At 63.9% G+C, this 17,162-nt stretch carries 14 protein-coding genes; 6 read left to right on the forward strand and 8 right to left on the reverse strand.

Translation table 11 applies throughout. The features are described from left to right. Positions 1 to 214 precede the first annotated feature (214 nt). Both msrA and JN302_RS00530 read right to left on the reverse strand, forming a co-directional pair. The gene (gene msrA / locus JN302_RS00525; RefSeq protein WP_202309603.1) at positions 215 to 886 is read right to left on the reverse strand and encodes a peptide-methionine (S)-S-oxide reductase MsrA; all 672 of its coding nucleotides are present in this window, start codon (positions 884 to 886) and stop codon (positions 215 to 217) included. Positions 887 to 939: 53 nt separating this feature from the next. Further along, the gene (locus JN302_RS00530) at positions 940 to 1,263 is read right to left on the reverse strand and encodes a hypothetical protein (protein ID WP_202309604.1); all 324 of its coding nucleotides are present in this window, start codon (positions 1,261 to 1,263) and stop codon (positions 940 to 942) included. Between the two features lie 384 nt (positions 1,264 to 1,647). On the opposite strand from JN302_RS00530, the gene JN302_RS00535 reads away from it, so the two are divergent. From JN302_RS00535 to JN302_RS00560, 6 genes are all read left to right on the forward strand, one after another. Beyond that, positions 1,648 to 2,904, forward strand: a complete 1,257-nt coding sequence (locus tag JN302_RS00535; RefSeq protein WP_202309605.1) for an ABC transporter substrate-binding protein — start codon at positions 1,648 to 1,650, stop codon at positions 2,902 to 2,904. Positions 2,905 to 3,010: 106 nt separating this feature from the next. Then, on the forward strand, positions 3,011 to 3,886 hold the full coding sequence (locus tag JN302_RS00540) for a carbohydrate ABC transporter permease (RefSeq protein ID WP_202331230.1): 876 nt from the start codon (positions 3,011 to 3,013) through the stop codon (positions 3,884 to 3,886). Then, entirely contained in the window at positions 3,883 to 4,809 is a 927-nt protein-coding gene (locus JN302_RS00545) for a carbohydrate ABC transporter permease (RefSeq protein ID WP_244742744.1), read from the forward strand. Before JN302_RS00540 ends, JN302_RS00545 begins: the two co-directional genes overlap by 4 nt. Positions 4,810 to 4,867: 58 nt before the next feature. Continuing rightward, on the forward strand, positions 4,868 to 5,878 hold the full coding sequence (locus JN302_RS00550) for a LacI family DNA-binding transcriptional regulator (protein ID WP_244846143.1): 1,011 nt from the start codon (positions 4,868 to 4,870) through the stop codon (positions 5,876 to 5,878). A 31-nt stretch (positions 5,879 to 5,909) separates the two neighbouring features. Next, positions 5,910 to 7,814, forward strand: coding sequence for a glycoside hydrolase family 127 protein (locus JN302_RS00555; RefSeq protein WP_202309608.1), 1,905 nt, complete (start codon positions 5,910 to 5,912; stop codon positions 7,812 to 7,814). Positions 7,815 to 7,848: 34 nt separating this feature from the next. After that, positions 7,849 to 8,949: an ABC transporter ATP-binding protein gene (locus JN302_RS00560; RefSeq protein WP_244846144.1), complete on the forward strand. Its 1,101-nt coding sequence runs from the start codon at positions 7,849 to 7,851 to the stop codon at positions 8,947 to 8,949. Positions 8,950 to 9,281: 332 nt separating this feature from the next. On the opposite strand, the gene JN302_RS00565 is transcribed toward JN302_RS00560, so the two are convergent. From JN302_RS00565 to JN302_RS00590, 6 genes are all read right to left on the reverse strand, one after another. Next, a complete protein-coding gene (locus JN302_RS00565) occupies positions 9,282 to 10,478 on the reverse strand; it encodes a thiolase family protein (protein WP_202331232.1) in 1,197 nt (398 codons plus the stop codon). Positions 10,479 to 10,494: 16 nt separating this feature from the next. Beyond that, positions 10,495 to 12,324: a feruloyl-CoA synthase gene (locus JN302_RS00570; protein ID WP_202331233.1), complete on the reverse strand. Its 1,830-nt coding sequence runs from the start codon at positions 12,322 to 12,324 to the stop codon at positions 10,495 to 10,497. Between the two features lie 216 nt (positions 12,325 to 12,540). Beyond that, positions 12,541 to 13,854, reverse strand: coding sequence for a TRAP transporter large permease (locus tag JN302_RS00575; RefSeq protein ID WP_202331234.1), 1,314 nt, complete (start codon positions 13,852 to 13,854; stop codon positions 12,541 to 12,543). Then, positions 13,841 to 14,434 (reverse strand): TRAP transporter small permease, encoded by a 594-nt coding sequence (locus tag JN302_RS00580; RefSeq protein ID WP_202309612.1) that lies wholly within the window; start codon positions 14,432 to 14,434, stop codon positions 13,841 to 13,843. The genes JN302_RS00575 and JN302_RS00580 overlap by 14 nt, the downstream gene beginning before the upstream one ends. Positions 14,435 to 14,494: 60 nt before the next feature. After that, positions 14,495 to 15,538 (reverse strand): TRAP transporter substrate-binding protein, encoded by a 1,044-nt coding sequence (locus tag JN302_RS00585; RefSeq protein WP_202331235.1) that lies wholly within the window; start codon positions 15,536 to 15,538, stop codon positions 14,495 to 14,497. Between the two features lie 162 nt (positions 15,539 to 15,700). Continuing rightward, positions 15,701 to 17,143, reverse strand: coding sequence for a 3-hydroxyacyl-CoA dehydrogenase (locus JN302_RS00590; protein WP_202331236.1), 1,443 nt, complete (start codon positions 17,141 to 17,143; stop codon positions 15,701 to 15,703). Between the last annotated feature and the right edge of the window lie 19 nt (positions 17,144 to 17,162).

A 17,162-nucleotide genomic window follows, 5' to 3' on the forward strand; every position in this document is an offset into this window, starting at 1 on the left:
GCGTCCTTCGAGGCTCGCTGCGCTCGCACCTCAGGATGGGGGATGCTGGCGCTACGCACTCAAGATGAGTGAGGCTGGCACTACGCCTCAAGATGAGGGAGCCGGGCACTACGTCCCTCATCCTGAGGTGCGAGCGCAGCGAGCCTCGAAGGACGCACCGAACGTCACCCCCCAAAAAACACAAAGAGTCACAAGGGCCTAGCGTGACCAGGTATCAGGCGGTGGCGGCCGCGGCGGTGGGCACGGCGCAGGCGACGCCGGTGCCTTTCAGCCCGCAATAGCCATAGGGATTCTTGGCGAGATATTGCTGGTGGTCCCCTTCGGCGAAGTAGAACGCCGGCGCCGGCGCGATCTCCGTTGTGATCTTGCCGCGCCCCGCCTTGCGCAGTTCGGTTTCGTAGGCGTCCCGCGAGGCGCGCGCGGCATTCTGCTGGGCCTCGCCGAACGTGTAGATTGTCGAGCGATAGGTCGTGCCGACGTCGTTGCCCTGGCGCATGCCCTGCGTCGGGTCATGGCTCTCCCAGAACAGCTTCAGCAGTTCGGCATAGGAAACGATCCTGGGGTCATAGACCACCAGCACGACCTCGGCATGGCCGGTCAGGCCGGTGCAGGTCTCCTGGTAGGTCGGGTTCGGCGTCTGGCCTCCGGCATAACCGACCGCCGTCACCCACACGCCCTCGGTCTGCCAGAACAAACGCTCCGCACCCCAGAAGCAGCCCATGCCGAACATCGCCGTCTCGAGGCCTTCAGGATAGGGTCCCTTGAGCGGGCGCTTGGAGACGAAGTGCTTCGACGCAGTCGGAATGGCGCGGCTGCGGCCCGGCAAGGCTTCGCCGGGCTTCGGCAGTTGGAGCTTCTTGTTCAGCATGTCGCTCAGGAAAAACATCAGGCAATTCTCCCTTCGTCTTCATGTCGGGCAAAGGCCGGCGGATCGGACGATCAGCTTCCGGTTGCGAAGCCGTCGCGGCGCTCGGGCCGGTAACCGACGGCATAGAGGATCAGCGCCAGCAGGCCGAACACCACGAAGCCGGGCAACTGCAGGATGCCGAGCGCGACCGGATCCCACAGCAGCGGATGCAGCGTCGTCTCGATGAACTCCTGGGTGGCGGCCAGCGTGTCGGGCGAGACCCCCTGCCAGCTTCGGCCGAGCGGCGTCGTCACCAGCGCCGAGGATGCCACGCTGCGCGTCGCGTCGAGCACGGCCATCACCACCGCGACCGCCAAGGATACGGTCGAAAGGAAGCGGAACAGAAAGCGCAGCATGCTGGTCCTTGTCCGTCACCGGCGGGAGTCGTCCGCCGGGGCGCCCCAGACATATGGCGGCGGGCGGCGTTCTGCAATCGTCAGCGGACGAAATTGAACGCCCGTCCTAGGCGGCGACGCTGGACGTGGCCAAATCTTCGGCAGAGACGATCCGCCGACCTATTGGCCGCCGAACCATTGGAACGGCAGTTGTGGACATGCGTCACCCTCCACGGCCTGTCATTTTACCGCTTGTCGACATTGAAAAATACGTGCAGACTGGGTTGAGAAAAGCTTTTCCCAACCTCGATACCGAAACCTGCGATCAAAGCAGGCGCGAATCAAGGAAAAGCTTTTCCCAGACCGGGAGGAACCCGGCCAAAGGTTGGCTCAGGGAGGAAACCGATGAGTTTGCCAAGCTTCAAGAAATGCCGGCTGGTCCTGGCGGCGCTGCTCACAGCGGTCGCGCTTCCGGCCTTGTCCCAGGAAATGCAGATGTGGGAGAGGACCGGCGGCAATGCGGGCATGGTCGATGCCCTTGTCGCCCGCTGGAACGAGAAGAACCCGGACCGCAAGATAAACCTGACCTACATTCCGCACACCGAGATGGTGCCCAAGATCGCCCAGGCGATTGCCAGTGGGGAGGTTCCGGATTTGATGGGCATGGATCTGATCTACGGCCCGCAGTTCGAAGCCGCCGGACAACTGGTCGATATCACCGACCTGATCGGCAGCGATCCCGCGCTCAAGACCGCGAGCCCGGGCCATATGGCGGTGTCCACCTATGACGGTCGCCTCTACGGCGTGCCGCTCTACGCGGACGTCTCGGCCCTCTTCTACAACAAGGACCTGTTCCGCAAGGCCGGCCTCGATCCCGAGAAGCCGCCAACGAGCCTCGCCGAGATCAGGGAATATGCCGACAAGATCACCGCGCTCGGCGGCGATGTGAAGGGCTACTTCCTGCCGGGCTCATGCGCGGGCTGCAACATCTTCACGGTCGGCCCGCTGATGTGGGCGAGCGGCGCCACCATCGAACCAAAGGACGCCAATGACGAACCGCTCCAGGGCGAAGGCGTGAAGGAGGTCCTGCAGTGGGCGCGCGACATGATCAAAGCCGGGAATGTGCATGACGACGCCCGCGCCGAGAACGGCGAAACCTTTCATCTGCGCTTCGGCTCGGGAAAAGTCGGCATGATGGGCACGGGCAACTTCAACATCACGCTCGCCAAGGAGCAGAACCCGACCATGGATTTCGGCATTGCGCTCCTGCCCGGCGTGAAAAGCGGAGAGGTCTCGTCCTTCGCCGGCGGCGATATCGTCACCATTCCCAAAGGCAGCAAGCGGGTCGACGACGCCATCGACTTCATGAAGTTCCTGCTCTCCGACGATACGCAGGTCGAGGGCTACGCCAAGATGCTCAACATGACGACACGCGGCGACATGGCGGACAACAAATACTTCCGCGAGAACCCCAAGGTGCAGGACGTGGCCAAGGCGATCGCCGTTGCGCGCACGCCCTACACGCTGAAGTTCTTCGAACTGATCAACTCGCCGCAGGGGCCATGGCTCCAGATGCTGCAGCGCGCCTATTATGAAGACACCGACATCGACACGATCATCGCGGACGCCAAGGCCCAGATGAAGGCGATTGCCGCGGAATAGGCTCTCCCCGGGCCGCGGCGCGAGGTCTTGCCGGACCCGCGGCCTCCTTTTTCAAGATGCGATCAAGGCGCAGTTCCTGCAGGGCGGATCGGAAGGCGAAGGCAGCATGCATTCCATAAATGGCAGGTTCGTCGGGTTCCTCTACCTCGCGCCGGCGCTCGCATTCGTAACGGCGTTCACCGTCTATCCCCTGATGCAGATGGTCTGGATGTCGCTTCACAACTGGTCGCTGATCGCCGAAAAGAAATTTGTCGGCGTCGGCAATTTCGTGAAGGCCTGGCACGATCCGCAGTTCTGGGTCTCGCTCGGCTTCACCCTCAAATACACGCTGCTGATCACGCCGATCCTCATGATCCTCGGTTTCGCGATCGCCTTGCTGACCTCGGCCAACACGCCGCTGCGTCAGATCACACGCGGTGTGGTCTTTGCGCCCGTGGTCATCGGTCTCGGCGCATCGAGCCTGCTCTGGTACTGGCTGTTCAGCTACGATTTCGGGCTGGTGAACCGGGGGCTGATCGACCTCGGTGTCGTATCAAGGCCGGTCCTCTGGTTCGGGGCCGACGCCGATCTTTCGATGTGGGCGGTCATCGCGTCGATCGTGTGGAAGGTTCTCGGCTTCGGCACCATCCTCTTCGTCGCCGCGATCCAGGCCGTGCCGGGCGAGATCAACGAGGCCACGATGGTCGACGGAGCGAGCTACTGGCAACGGGTGCGCCGCATCACGCTGCCGCTGACGGCCCGCACGGTCCTGCTGGTCACGCTGGTGAGCGCCATCGGCTCGCTGCTCGCCTTCGACCAGTTCTACATCATGACCGCCGGCCAGCCACGCAACCTGACCACCACATCGGTCCTTCTCATCTATCTGAATTCATTTCCCTATCTGAAGCTGGGCTACGGTTCGGCCCTGTCGCTGATCCTGGCTGCGGTCATCCTCGCCTGCACCATCCTCCAGATCGCCCTGACCAGGAGAAGTTACCGTTGAAAGCGCAGCCCGAAACCCGCCTTGATATGGGCTACTTTCGTGACCTTCCGGCTGCGTCGGCAACGTGGCGCGGCCTTGCCGAGCGCATGTTCGACGGCCGCAGGAAATATCTGACCGCCGCCGTCTGCGTGCTGTTGTGCGCCGTCATGCTTTTGCCCCTGCTCGCCTCGGTGCTGGCGTCGCTCAAGTCCACCACGGAAGCTGCCGCGGTGCCGCCGACCTATTTCCCGCACGCCTTGAGCCTCGACAGCTACCGGCGGCTGTGGAATTTCCAGGCCGGGCTCCCGACCTATCTCGTCAACAGCGCAGGTGCTGCGCTGTTGACGATCCTGTTCTGCCTCGGGCTCACCATCCCGGCCGGCTATGCGCTGGCGCGCTTTCCCGTGCCGGGCAAGGAATTCTTCTTCGTCCTCCTGCTCCTCGGCCTCATCATTCCCTATCAGGCGCTGCTCACGCCGCTGTTCTTCATGTTCGTCCAGCTCAGGCTGCACAATTCGCTGGTCGGGCTTGCCATCGTGCATACGGCGATCCAGCTGCCATTCAGCATCTATGTGATGCGCAACGCGTTCGAAGCCGTGCCGAAGGAACTCGAGGAGGCAGCGGTGATCGACGGCTGCAACAGCTGGCAGGTTCTCATACGGGTGTTCTTGCCGGCGATCGTGCCCGCCGTCATCACGGTCTCGCTGTTCGCCTTCATCACGTCATGGAACGAGTTGCTTGCCGCGCTCGTCATCATGAACAAGGATTCGAGCTTCACACTCCCGCTGATCCTTGCCGCCTCCCGGCAACAGACGAGCATCGGCGGAACCGACTGGGGCATGCTGCAGGCCGGCATCACCATCTCGATCATACCCTGCATGGCATTCTATCTGCTGCTGCAGAAATACTATGTCGCCGGCCTCCTCAGCGGCGCGGTCAAATAGGCGAAGCATGGATACGCCCCCTCCTCCTTCACCGAGCCCTCCGGAAAAGGTCGCCCCCTTGCAGCGCGGCACGCCGACCATCCGCGACCTGGCGCGAATCGCAGGTGTCTCCATCGGCACAGCCTCCAAGGCGCTCAACGCCGGCGGCCGGCTGAGCAAGGAGACGCGCGAAAAGGTCCTGCGAATTGCCCGGGAGATCGGCTATCGCCCGAACGACCTCGCCCAGAGCCTGCATCGCGCGAAATCGCGGACGATCGGCATCATCTCCAACGACAGTTTCGGGCGTTTCACCTTCCCGATCGTCGAAGCGCTGGAGGAGCGCCTTGCCGATGAACGCATCGCGGTGTTCATGTGCAACGCCACCGACGACCCCGGCCGCGAGCGCCAGCATCTGGACCAGTTGCTCGGCAAGCGCGTCGACGGCCTGGTGGTGACCGCGCGGCGCGCCGACAAGCGGCCGCCTATCGGTCCCCTCGTCCATGGGCTGCCGGTCGTCTACGTGTTCAGTCAGGCGGACGACCCGGACGGCCTTTCGTTGCTGCCCGACGACGAGGGCGGCGCGGTGCTCGCAGTCGAGCACCTTGCCCGGCTCGGCCGCCGTCGCATCGCCCATGTCACCGGCCCGGAGCATTTCGAAGCCGTACGCCTGCGCCGGAACGGCTACCTTTCGGCGCTGTCGGCGGCGGGACTTCCGGCAATCGATGGCTTCTATCTCTCCGGCGTCTGGTCCGAGGCCTGGGGCCGCGAAGCCGCGGACAGGATCTTTGCAAAAGGCTCCGTTCACCCCGACGCGTTGTTCTGCGGCAACGATCAGATCGCCAGGGGCTTGGCCGACGCGCTGCGCGAGCGGGGCATAGGCGTTCCCACCGATGTGGCAATCGTCGGCTTCGACAACTGGGACGTCATGACGCTGGCGGCGCGGCCGCCGCTCACCAGCGTCGACATGAATCTGAAAGCCCTCGGGCGCGAGGCCGGCGACCGACTGATCGACATGATGTCGGGCAAGCGGGTGAGCGGGGTCAGCCGCCGGCCCTGTTCGCTTGTGGTGAGGCAGTCAACAGGCGGCTGAGAGAGTGGATGCGAGTGAAAGGGAACCTGGAATGAGCCGGTTTGTGCCGATGCGGTTCGTGGATGTGCATATCGAAGGCCGGTTCTGGCGCGAACGGCTCGAAACGGTCCTTGCCCGCACGATACCCAGCCAGCATGTCCAACTCGCCGAGCACGGCATCCTGGAATCGCTGACGCTGCCCAAACCGCCGCCGCCTCTGCGTTTTCCCCGCAACGAGCACAACTTCACCGTCCAGGTGTTCTGGGACTCCGATGTCGGCAAATGGATCGAAGCGGCTTCCTATGCCCTGTCCCATCGCCGGGATCCTGAAATCGAAGCGAAGATCGAGACCATAATCGACGATCTCGAAAAGGCCCAGGCGCCGGACGGCTATCTCAATTGCTGGTACCTGCAGCGCGAGCCGGAAAAACGCTGGACCAATCTGCGGGACAATCACGAGCTCTACAATCTCGGTCACCTGCTCGAAGGCGCCATCGCCTACTTCCTGGCAACCGGACGGCGGCGCCTCCTGACCATGCTGGAACGCTATGTCGACCATGTGCGCGAAACGTTCGGACCGGGAGCGGGCCAGAAACGCGGCTACTGTGGGCATCAGGAAATCGAGCTCGCGCTGGTCCGGCTCTACCGCCTGACCGGCGAACGGAAGCATCTCGAGCTTGCCAGCTACTTCATCGACGAGCGCGGCCGGCAACCCCACTATTTCGACCAGGAAGCCGCCGACCGCGGCGACGATCCAAAGAAATTCTGGGCGAAGAGCTATGAGTACAACCAGTCGCACAAGCCGGTGCGCGAACAGGACAGGGTCGTCGGCCACGCGGTTCGCGCCATGTATATGTACTCGGCCATGGCCGATCTCGCGGCCGAGCTGTCCGACGACAGTCTGAAACGCGCCTGCGAGTTGCTGTGGCAGGATGTCATGGCCTCGAAGATCTACATCACCTCGGGCCTCGGTCCGGCCGCGGCCAATGAGGGCTTCACCGAGGCCTACGACCTGCCCAACGACACGGCCTATGCGGAGACCTGCGCGTCGGTGGCTCTCATCTTCTGGGCGCAGCGCATGCTGCATCTCGACCTCGACGGCAAATACGCGGATGTGCTGGAGCAGGCCTTGTTCAACGGCGCGCTCACCGGCCTGTCCCGGGATGGCGAGCACTATTTCTACTCGAACCCGCTGGACAGCGACGGGCGGCACAGACGCTGGGCCTGGCACACCTGCCCCTGCTGCACGATGAATGCCTCGCGCCTCGTGGCGTCGGTCGGCGGCTACTTCGTTTCGCACAGCGACGACGCGATCGCCTTCCATCTCTATGGCGGCATCGCTACGTCGGTCACCTTGAAGTCGGGCAAGGTCACCTTGCGCGAGACGAGCGACTATCCCTGGTCCGGCGATATCAGGATCGAGCTCGAGCCGGAGCAGGCGGCGGAGTTCACGCTCAAGCTGCGCATACCGGGCTGGTCGCGCGCGGCGAAGGCATCGGTCAACGGACAGGCGATCGCCGTCGAGCCGTCGACAACGAACGGCTACCTCTCGATCTCACGGAAATGGCAGGCCGGCGACGTCGTGGAGCTAGACCTGCCGATGCCGCCGGAGCGCGTTTACGCGCATCCTTCCGTGCGCATGGATGTCGGACGCGTTGCGCTGAAGCGCGGGCCACTCGTCTATTGCGTGGAGCAGGTCGACAATGCTGAAGGTCCGGTGCAGCGGCTGAGACTGCCGCGGCGGTCGAAGGTCGGGATAAAGCGGCGTAGCGATCTCTTCGACGGCATAGTCGTCCTCGCCGCCGAGGCATTGCGCCTCGACGATCGCGAATGGAGCGACACGCTCTATCGCCGCGAGCCTCCGGCCGAGGAAAGGGTGACGCTGACCGCGCTTCCCTACTATCTCTGGAGCAACCGGGAAAAGGGATCCATGACGGTCTGGCTCGCCGAAGCCTGAACCGATCGAAATGAACGAATGGACGGAGCGATCCTTGCACCACGTTGAAATGCGCGCCGTCAGCAAGCGATACGGCGAGTTCACCGCGATCCGGAATCTCGACCTGGCAGTCGACAAGGGCGAATTCTGCGCTTTGCTGGGACCGTCGGGCTGCGGCAAGTCGACGATGCTGCGCATGATCGCCGGGCTCGAGGAGGTGAGTGCCGGGTCGATCTTCATCAACGGCGTCGATGTCACCAGAGTGCATCCGGCCAAGCGCCGCATGGCCATGGTGTTCCAGTCCTATGCACTCTATCCGCACCTCACGGTCCGCCAGAACATCGCCTTTTCGCTCTCGGTCGCCGGAGCACCCCGCCAGGTGCAGACCAAGCGCGCCGACGAGATTGCCGCGTTGCTGCAACTCGACGATCTTATGGATCGCAAACCCGCACAACTGTCCGGCGGACAACGACAGCGCGTCGCCATCGGGCGCGCGCTCGTGCGCGAGCCGGAAGTCTTCCTTTTCGACGAGCCGCTCTCCAATCTGGATGCCATGCTGCGGGTGCAGATGCGCATCGAACTGGCAAGGCTTCACAAGACGCTGGGCAGCACGATGATCTACGTCACGCACGACCAGGTCGAGGCGATGACGCTCGCCGACCGCATCGTCGTGCTCGACCAGGGCGTGGTCGCCCAGGTCGGCGCGCCGCTCGAGCTCTATGCGAAGCCGGAGAACAAGTTTGTCGCCTCTTTCATCGGTTCGCCGACGATGAACTTCCTTCCGGTGGCGACAAGGCGCATCGACGGCATCGACATCACGCTGGCTTTCGATCGGCCCGGCGGGCCCGACAAGGGAGAATTCTCCGTCGCGGCACGCCGACGGCCCGACACCCACGGGCCGGCCCCCTCGGAGATCGGGATCCGCCCGGAACACATCGCCATCACCGACTTTTCCGACACCCGTTCGGATCTCACCGGCACCGTCCAGTTGGTCGAGCGGCTCGGCAATCTGACGATCGGCTATGTCGAGACAGGCGCCGGGCTGCTTGTGATCCAGGGCGACGGCGAACTGGCGATTCATGCCGACGACGTCGTCGGGCTGGTTTTCGATCGATCCCGCACGCACATGTTCGACGCGGACGGCCGCGTGATCTGATTGGTTACATCGGCGGGCGGTCACCCCCTGACGCCAACGCCTCGACGGGCGGCGATGACCAGTTCGCATCAACGCGGCCTTCCACGAAACGCTGGCGGTCTGTTCCGGCAACCGCTTCCTGACGAGATGGAGTGGGCCGAGGCGCTGCGGCGGCGGCATCTGCAACAGGCTTCGGAATTGGCCACGCCGGAGCGGCAGGCCACCTACCGCATCGGCCCGAAATTCGTGCCCGATGCTTGCCGTGGACTCGACCGCGCCAGCCGCCCACCGCCGGCATCGTGTCATCAAAGATGATGTGGCGCTTCAGGCGCCAGCCCGGCCGATCCACCTCGTCAGCCTACCCTCAGGACAAGGGCCATGCCGGAATCGCCCGCCGCGCAACCCGTGAACAGGCCGTGCCCGCCGCCCTTCGATGCAAGCTCCTCGATGAGCTCGATCACGGATCGCAGGGCGGTCGGGCCCTGCGGGTGCCCCCAGATCAGCGAGCAGCCGAAATTGTTCATGCCGCGCCAGTCGAGACCGAAAGCGCGCGCGAAGGCGATGTCGTTCACGGCGAACGGGTTGTGTGTCTTGATCGCGTCCAGGTCGCCGATTCCAAGTCCCGCCATGGAGAGCGCCTTTCGCGATGCCTCGATCGGCGCCGCCGGCATGAAGCCCTTCTCCTCGCGACCCGACCCCCACGCGAGGATCTCCACCGCAATGCTGCCGTCGCCGGCCAGGTCGCGGGCCTTGGCGGCATCGGCGGTGACGACGATCCCCGCATTGCCGTCGGCGGGATGCGTCTGCGCCGCATAGGTGACGGTACCGCCCTCGCGCACCGGCTTCAGTTTCGACAGTTTTTCCGGATCCGTTGGATGGACTCCGCCATCGCCCTCGAGGGTCGAGACTGTCCTGCGGAACCCGGCATCCGGCACATCGAGCCGTGCCGGCATGTAGCGCTTCTGGAAGGCGCGGTCCCCGGCCAGTGCATCGGCATATTGCCGCGAGCGGTGGAGGACGACCTCATGCTGCTCCTCCATGGTGATGCCTTCGCGACGCGCCACGTTTTCGGCGGTATCGACCATGGCGCACCTCGCCCACGGGTCGCTGTTGAAGCTGTCGAGGACGATGTTCTCGCTCTCGCCCGTCCCGCCCGGGCCGGCGGGAGCGGGGTAGTAGACATGCGGGCTGTTGGAAGTCCGGTCGCCGGAGAGCGCCAGCGCGCAGTTCGCCGCTCCGGCGGCCATTTCAGCGCAGACCATCGCCAGCAGACGGGTGCCGGTCGCGCAGGCCTGGTTCACCAGCGGCCCGGGCAGCCGTTCGGCGCCCAGCATCGCCGTGACCCAGGGGGTTCCGTAGAAGCTTCGATGCTGCGGCACCGTCATGCCATAGGCGGCCAAGTCGAACGCGTCGACGGGAATGTCACGTACGCGTAAAGCGGCCTGCGCGACATGAGCGGCGAACTTCATGGAATGGAGATGGGCGAGCTCCGTCTGCCAGCGCGCGAACGGCGTGGACCAGTAGGCTCCGTATGGAATGTAGGCGGGCACGGTATGCTCCTTGATGTCAATTCGCCGGGAAGATGAAGCTGTCAGGGTCGTCCCCGTAGAGCCGTTCCAGATCAGCCTGGCGATTGGCAAGCGTCTGGCGCTGGTTGATATAGCCCTTATCGGTGATCTCGCCCCGGTCGGGATCGGGCGGCGAAGCAAGAAATCGCGCGCGCACGGCGTAGCGCGAGGAGCCACCGCCCGACATCTTCAGCGCCTTCAGCCCGTCGGCCACGTGGCCGCGCACGGCCGGATGGTCGAGCACCTGGCCGAGCGGCGCTTCCGGGAGCCCGGCCAGATTGCGGCATGCAGCTTCGTTCGGGAAGATCAGGAAGGCGACCGCGTCGCGGTCGTGCCCAGCCACGACGATATCCTGCGCCACCGGCGACAGGGCGTCTATGCCCGCGATGCGCAGTTCGCCGACGCTGACCCAGGTGCCCGACGTCAGCTTGAAGTCCTCGCTGACACGCCCGTCGAAAAAAAGGCCCCTGGCGGGATCGTCGGGATCCGCGAAGCGGACCGCATCGCCCATGATGTAGAAGCCTTCCGCGTCGAAGGCCTTGCTGGTTATTTCCGGATTGCGGAAATAGCCCGGCGTCACCTGGGGACCCTTGACGCGGACCTCCAGCTTGCCACCGTTCGGCAGGAGCTTGAGCGCCGTGCCGGGCACCGGCACGCCGATATTTCCGGTGCGCTCGGCTTGAAAATGACAATAGGTCGCCAGCGGCGCCGTCTCGGTCGACCCCCAGGCCGCGACCATCGGCGTCGCCTCACCCTTGGTGTCGGCCGAGAGCTCGATCAAGCGGCTCCAGATCGATCCCGGCAGCGCCGCGGCGGCATAGAATATGAACTCCACGCCGAACAGCGCCTCGCGGAAGTCCGCATCGGTCTCTGCCGCCCGCAGCAGCATCTCGTAGCCGCGAGGCACGTTGAAACACATGGTCGGACGGATCTCGATCATGTTCCTGATCGTATGTTCGATCAGGCCCGGCGCCGGCTTGCCCTCGTCGATATAGAGTTCGCCGCCGTTGCGAAGCACCATGTTCGACGTGAAATTCGCACCGAATGTGTGGCTCCACGGCAGCCAGTCGACGATGCGGGGCGGCGTTTCCGACAGGAACGGGCAGACTGCGCCATTCGCCTCCTGGTTCGAGGTGAGCATAAGATGCGTGTTGATGACCGCCTTCGGCGTGCCGGTCGATCCGGAGGTGAAGAGCAGGCGGGCGGTCGTGTCCGGCGTGATCGCGGCAAAGCGCTCGGCGACGTCGCTGTCGCGCCCGCTGGCCTTGGCATCGGCAAATGCGACCATGGTTGTCGAAGCACCGGCGCTCGCGACAACGACCGCGGCGTGCCGCCCCTCGATCGCCTTCAGCGCAGCGCCAAACCGGCCAGCGTCGGAGACCATGATGACGGCCGGCGTGACAAGCTCGATCATCGCCTTCAGCTTCTCGTGATCCGACGACATCAGCGAATAGGCGGTCGAGATCGTCGCGACGGGCACACCGACATGCATGGCCGCGAATGCCATCAGCCAGTGGTCGACCGAATTCTCGGAGAGGATGGCAACCGGCCTGTCCTGTCCCGCTCCTGCATGAAGCAGCCAGCCGGCGATCTCCCTGACCCGCCGCAGCGCTTCCCCATAGCTTACCCGACGCCAGCCATCGCCCGCGCGCTCGGCCACACAAGTCGCGTCAGGCCGTTCGGAAGCCCAGCGTTCAAGCCACGCGCCGACGCAGGGGACCGACTGCGGCAGCGCGATGCCGGATTCCAGATATGTGACGCCGTCACCGGTGTCGCGGCGCCGCACGTCCACTTCGGCAAACAGCCGATTTGCCCCGTCTTTGCGCATCGAGTCGATCTCCTCCGAGCATGTCCTGATTCCTCCGGCGAAGCGCCGTCCGGCGGACCCGTGCCACCCGGACAGGCCATGCGCCGCTAGCCGCGACCGGCCCCTCGCCGCCCGCGGTATTCCTGCCGTTCTCCTCCACCTGCATGAGGGACGGTATAGTTATGATTCATATCTATTGTCGCGCATTCTGGACCCTTGCCGAACATCATCGGGAGCTCAGGGGATTAGAAACAGCGTGATGGCCGGAAAGAGCATCAGGATGACGACACGCACGATGTCGGACAACACGAAATACATCACCGCCTTGTAGGTCTCGATGATCGGCGTGGCCTTCTCCATCGTATTGATGATGAAGAGGATCATCCCGACGGGCGGCGTGATCAGCCCCACCTCCACGACGATCAGAACGAGGATGCCGAACCATATCGCGACATGTTCCGCGCTCATGCCGAAGTCGAGGCCGGATATCACCGGAAAGAAGATCGGGATGGTGAGCAGGATCATCGACAGGCTGTCCATCAGGCAGCCGAACACGAGATAGAACAGCAGCACGATCGACAGCACCATCCAGGGGCTGAAGCCTTGGTCTACTACGAAGGCCGAGAGCTCCTGGGGGACCTGCGTCAGCGCGAGGAAACCGTTGTAGAAGGCGGCACCGAGCACGATGAAGAAGATCATCGCCGTTGATCGGCCGGTGGAAAGGAAGCTGGCGAACAGGCTGCCAAACGTCAGGCCGCCATTGAGCCAGGCAATCAGTCCGGTACCGAAGGCGCCGACTGCCGCGCCTTCCGTCGGCGTGAAGACGCCAGCATAGATGCCGCCAACGACCGCGAGGAACACCAGCAAGACCGGCCAGACGTCGAGGAGTGAGCGAAACCGCTCGCCATAGGGCATGCGCTCGCGCAAGCCGGCGGCTTCGGGATTCAGCCGGACATAGACCGAAATCGTGATGACGTAGCCGATTGCGGCCAGCACGCCCGGCACGAACGCGGCCAGGAACAGCTTGGCGATGTTCTGCTCGGTCAGGATCGCATAGATGACCAGGACGATCGAGGGAGGGATGAGAATGCCCAGAGTGCCGCCTGCGGCAAGAGCGGCGGTCGCAAACCCTCCTTCATAGCCGTATTTGCGCAATTCGGGCAGCGCGACCCGTCCCATGGTCGCCGCGGTCGCCAACGACGACCCGCAGATGGCCCCGAAGCCGGCGCATGCACCGATAGCCGCCATCGCCACGCCCCCGCGGCGATGTCCGAGCCATGACTCGGCCGCGCGAAACAGCGCCTGGCTCATCCCGCCGAGCGTGGCGAAATATCCCATGAGCAGGAACATCGGAACGATCGACAGCGAATAGCTGGAGAAGGTCGTGAAGGTCTCCGACTTCAGTTTCGCGAGCGCGATGGCGATGTTGCCGTTGACCAAAGCGAGTCCCGCAAAGCCGACCGCGAACATGGCCAACCCGATCGGCACCCTCAGAAATATGAGGACCAGGAGAGCGGGAAACGAAACGAAGCCGATCTCAAGATTGCTCAATGTCGTCCCCGATCGCATCGCCGATGAGCGTTTTTCCGCTGGCCAGTTCGACCACCCGAACGATGGCCATGTATATTCCGACGATCGCCGCGACCGCGGCGCCGAAGAAGCTGAGCGCGTAGGCCCACCAGATCGGAAACTGCAGCAGGAAGGTCGTCTGGCCGCTACGCATCTTGCTTTGCATTCCCGCTTCGAGTTGGACCGCGATCACGACCAGCACGACGGCGAAAAGCATCTCGATCAGGACGCCCTGTATCTTTTGCGCCCTTTCGGAGAACCAGCTCGTGAAGATGTCGACCGAAGCATGGCCGAGAGTGATGTGGCAGTAGGGCATGAAAGCGAATATCGAGAACGCGATACCCGCTTCGACCAGTTCGAAGTCGCCCTCGATGGGTCCTATTCCGGTTGACAGCGCCCAATCCGCAAATCCCGGCATCAGTGCCTGAACGGCGGCCGCATGGAGTACGGTATTGAGGGTACGGCCGACGACGGACAGGCACATAAGCAGAATCAGCCCGCTCAGAACCAGCCCGCCCAACGCGGCCATCAGGCGTGACAATCCGACGAAGAATCGATGCATGGCGTCACCATTCAGTCGAAGGGCCGCCGCCTGGCGTATGCGGCGGCCCGAGCGAGGAGACTACTTGCCGTACGCATCCATCAGCGCACGGGCATTGCCTATCAGCGCCTGACCGTCCACATTCGCCCCCTTAACGTTGGCGACCCAGCTCTCATAAATGGGCTGGACGAGGTCCTTCCACTCCTGGGTGTCGGCTTGGTGAACCGTGACGATGTTGTTTCCACGATCGACGGCGACCTGGCGGGCCGGGCCGTCGGCGTCCGCCTGTGTGCCGCCGGCAAAGATGGAGAATTCCAGACCGGAATTCTGGTCGATGACCGCCTTCAGGTCATCCGGCAGGCTGTCGTATTTCGCTTTGTTCATCGCGAGCACGAAGGTGAGCGTATAGAGGGCCGGGCCCTCGAACTCGGTGTGGTTCGTGACCAGTTCCGGCACCTTCAGCGCGGACGTCACCTCCCAAGGAATGGTCGTGCCGTCGATCACGCCCTTCGAGAGCGCCTCCGACACCGCCGGGACCGGCATGCCGACAGGTGTCGCCCCGACAAGGTCGAGAAGCTGGTTCACCAGGCGCGAGCCGCCGCGGATCTTCATGCCCTGCAGGTCCCCGGGCTTCGTTACCGGCTTGTTGGTGTGGAACATGCCGGGACCATGGACCCAGGTCGCCAGGATCTTCAGATCGGCGAATTCCCCATCCTTCATATGCTTTTCGAACAGCTGCCAGTAGGCGCTGGAAGCGGCACGGGCGTCCGAAACGAAGAACGGCAGTTCGAAGACCTCCGTCGACGGGAAGCGGCCCGGCGTGTAACCGGGTAGCGTCCAGACGATGTCCGCGACGCCGTCGATCGCCTGATCGATGAGCTCCGGCGGCGTGCCGCCGAGCGACATCGAGGCGAAACGCTCGATCTTGATGCGGCCACCCGAGTCCTTTTCCACCTTGTCCGCCCAGACATCCAGCACCAGGCGCGGCACGTTTGACTGTGCCGGCAGGAAGTGGTGCAGCCTCAGCGTGACTTCCTGCGCGAGCGCGGCCGTTGCGCCGAGGCCTATCATTGCAGCTGCCGCGGCACCGCCTATCAGTCCCACAATCGTTCTGCGTGTCGTCATAGTCTCCTCCCACTCAGGACCATTTTCTGGTCAGGTCAAACGCATCATTCCCGCCCCGCCGGCGGGATCGGGTTTCCTCGTGCTCGGGCCTCCGAACCCATATTAGTTATGTATGATAATTATTACTAGATATATCTTTTTATGTTGCCCACGTCGGCATTGTCACAGGGCGCCCGGCGATCCAGAAAAAGGCGCAGACTGCCCTGCTGGCGCGAGGGACGGGACGGCCTCCCTCCTGCGCCATTCCGCAAACGTCACACCGCGGCCGACGCAATCCACGATCATCCGGCTTGGTCGCCAGACGACAGGATCCTCCTTTGCAAGTTCGTGAAGCGCCGCCAGGATTTCCTCGGCTCCCAAAGTTTCCGCATAGTGCATCAGCCCGCCGCGCCAGCGCGGGAAGCCGTAACCGTGTATCGTAACGAGATCGATGTCCGACGCGGAGGCGGCGATCCCCTCGAACAGGATCTCCGCCGCCTCGTTGATCATGGCAAGGAGCAGGCGGTGGCGTATGTCGTCGGCGGTGAAGGTTCGCCGCGTCACCTTGGCAAAATACGCCTCCTCCCGCACCAGGTCCTCGACCAGTGGATCGATCACCTTGCCGCCGCCGCCCGGATAACGATACCAGCCGACCGCCGCTTTGCGTCCGAGACGGCCCTCCGCCACCATCCTGTCGGCAATCGGGATGTAGCGGCGGTTACGGTCGCGTGTCGCGTCCTGGCGCCGGCGGTTTGCATGGGCGATGTCGAGCCCCGACAGGTCCTGAGCTTCGTAGGGGCCCATGCGATAGCCGAAATCGACCATGGCCTCGTCGATATCCCATGGGGTCGACCCGTCCATCAGAAGCGTATCCGCCGCCTCCCTGTAGCGCGCGAGGATGCGGTTCCCGATAAATCCGTCACAGACGCCGGCCAGGACCGGGACCTTGCGCAGCCTCCCGGCCAGAGCAAAGCCGAGCGCGACCGCCGCGTCCGAACTCTTCCTGCCCTGGACGATCTCCAGCAGCTTCATGATGTGCGCTGGTGCGAAGAAATGCAGTCCCACGAGACGCGCGGGATCGTCCAGCACCTCGGCCATCGTATCGATGTCGAGGTAGGACGTATTCGTGGCCAGCACCGCGTCGCGCGGCAGAGCGGCTTCAAGTGCAAGAAGCACCTGTCGCTTGACGTCCATGCTCTCGAACGCGGCCTCGATCGCCAGGCCGCAGCCGGATGCCCGGGAATAGTCGGTCGTGACGGTCAACCTGCTGCGCAGCGCCTCTACCGACCCGGATGTCAGGAACCCGCGCCCAAGCCCTACTTCCACGAGTTTTGCCAGATTGGCTTCGGCGCGTGACGCCCCCTCATCGTCCGCTTCGAGAACAGTGACCGAACAGCCCGCCGAAAGGAGCGCAAAGGCGATCCCCGCGCCCATCGTCCCGCCACCGACAACGGCGATGCCGGGAAGATCATGCGCAGCCAGGTGCCGCAGCCGGTCCGGCATCCCGGCACCACGCTCCGCGACGAGCACGTGATGCAGGGCACGGGACTGAACGCTCGCCTCCACGAGAGCATCGTCGGACTGCGCATGTCCGGATATCCCCCCTTCAGGCAACGAAACAGTCATCCGCGTCTCCTCCCTTGTT

The organism is Mesorhizobium sp. L-8-3, assembly GCF_016756615.1.
Classification (GTDB): domain Bacteria; phylum Pseudomonadota; class Alphaproteobacteria; order Rhizobiales; family Rhizobiaceae.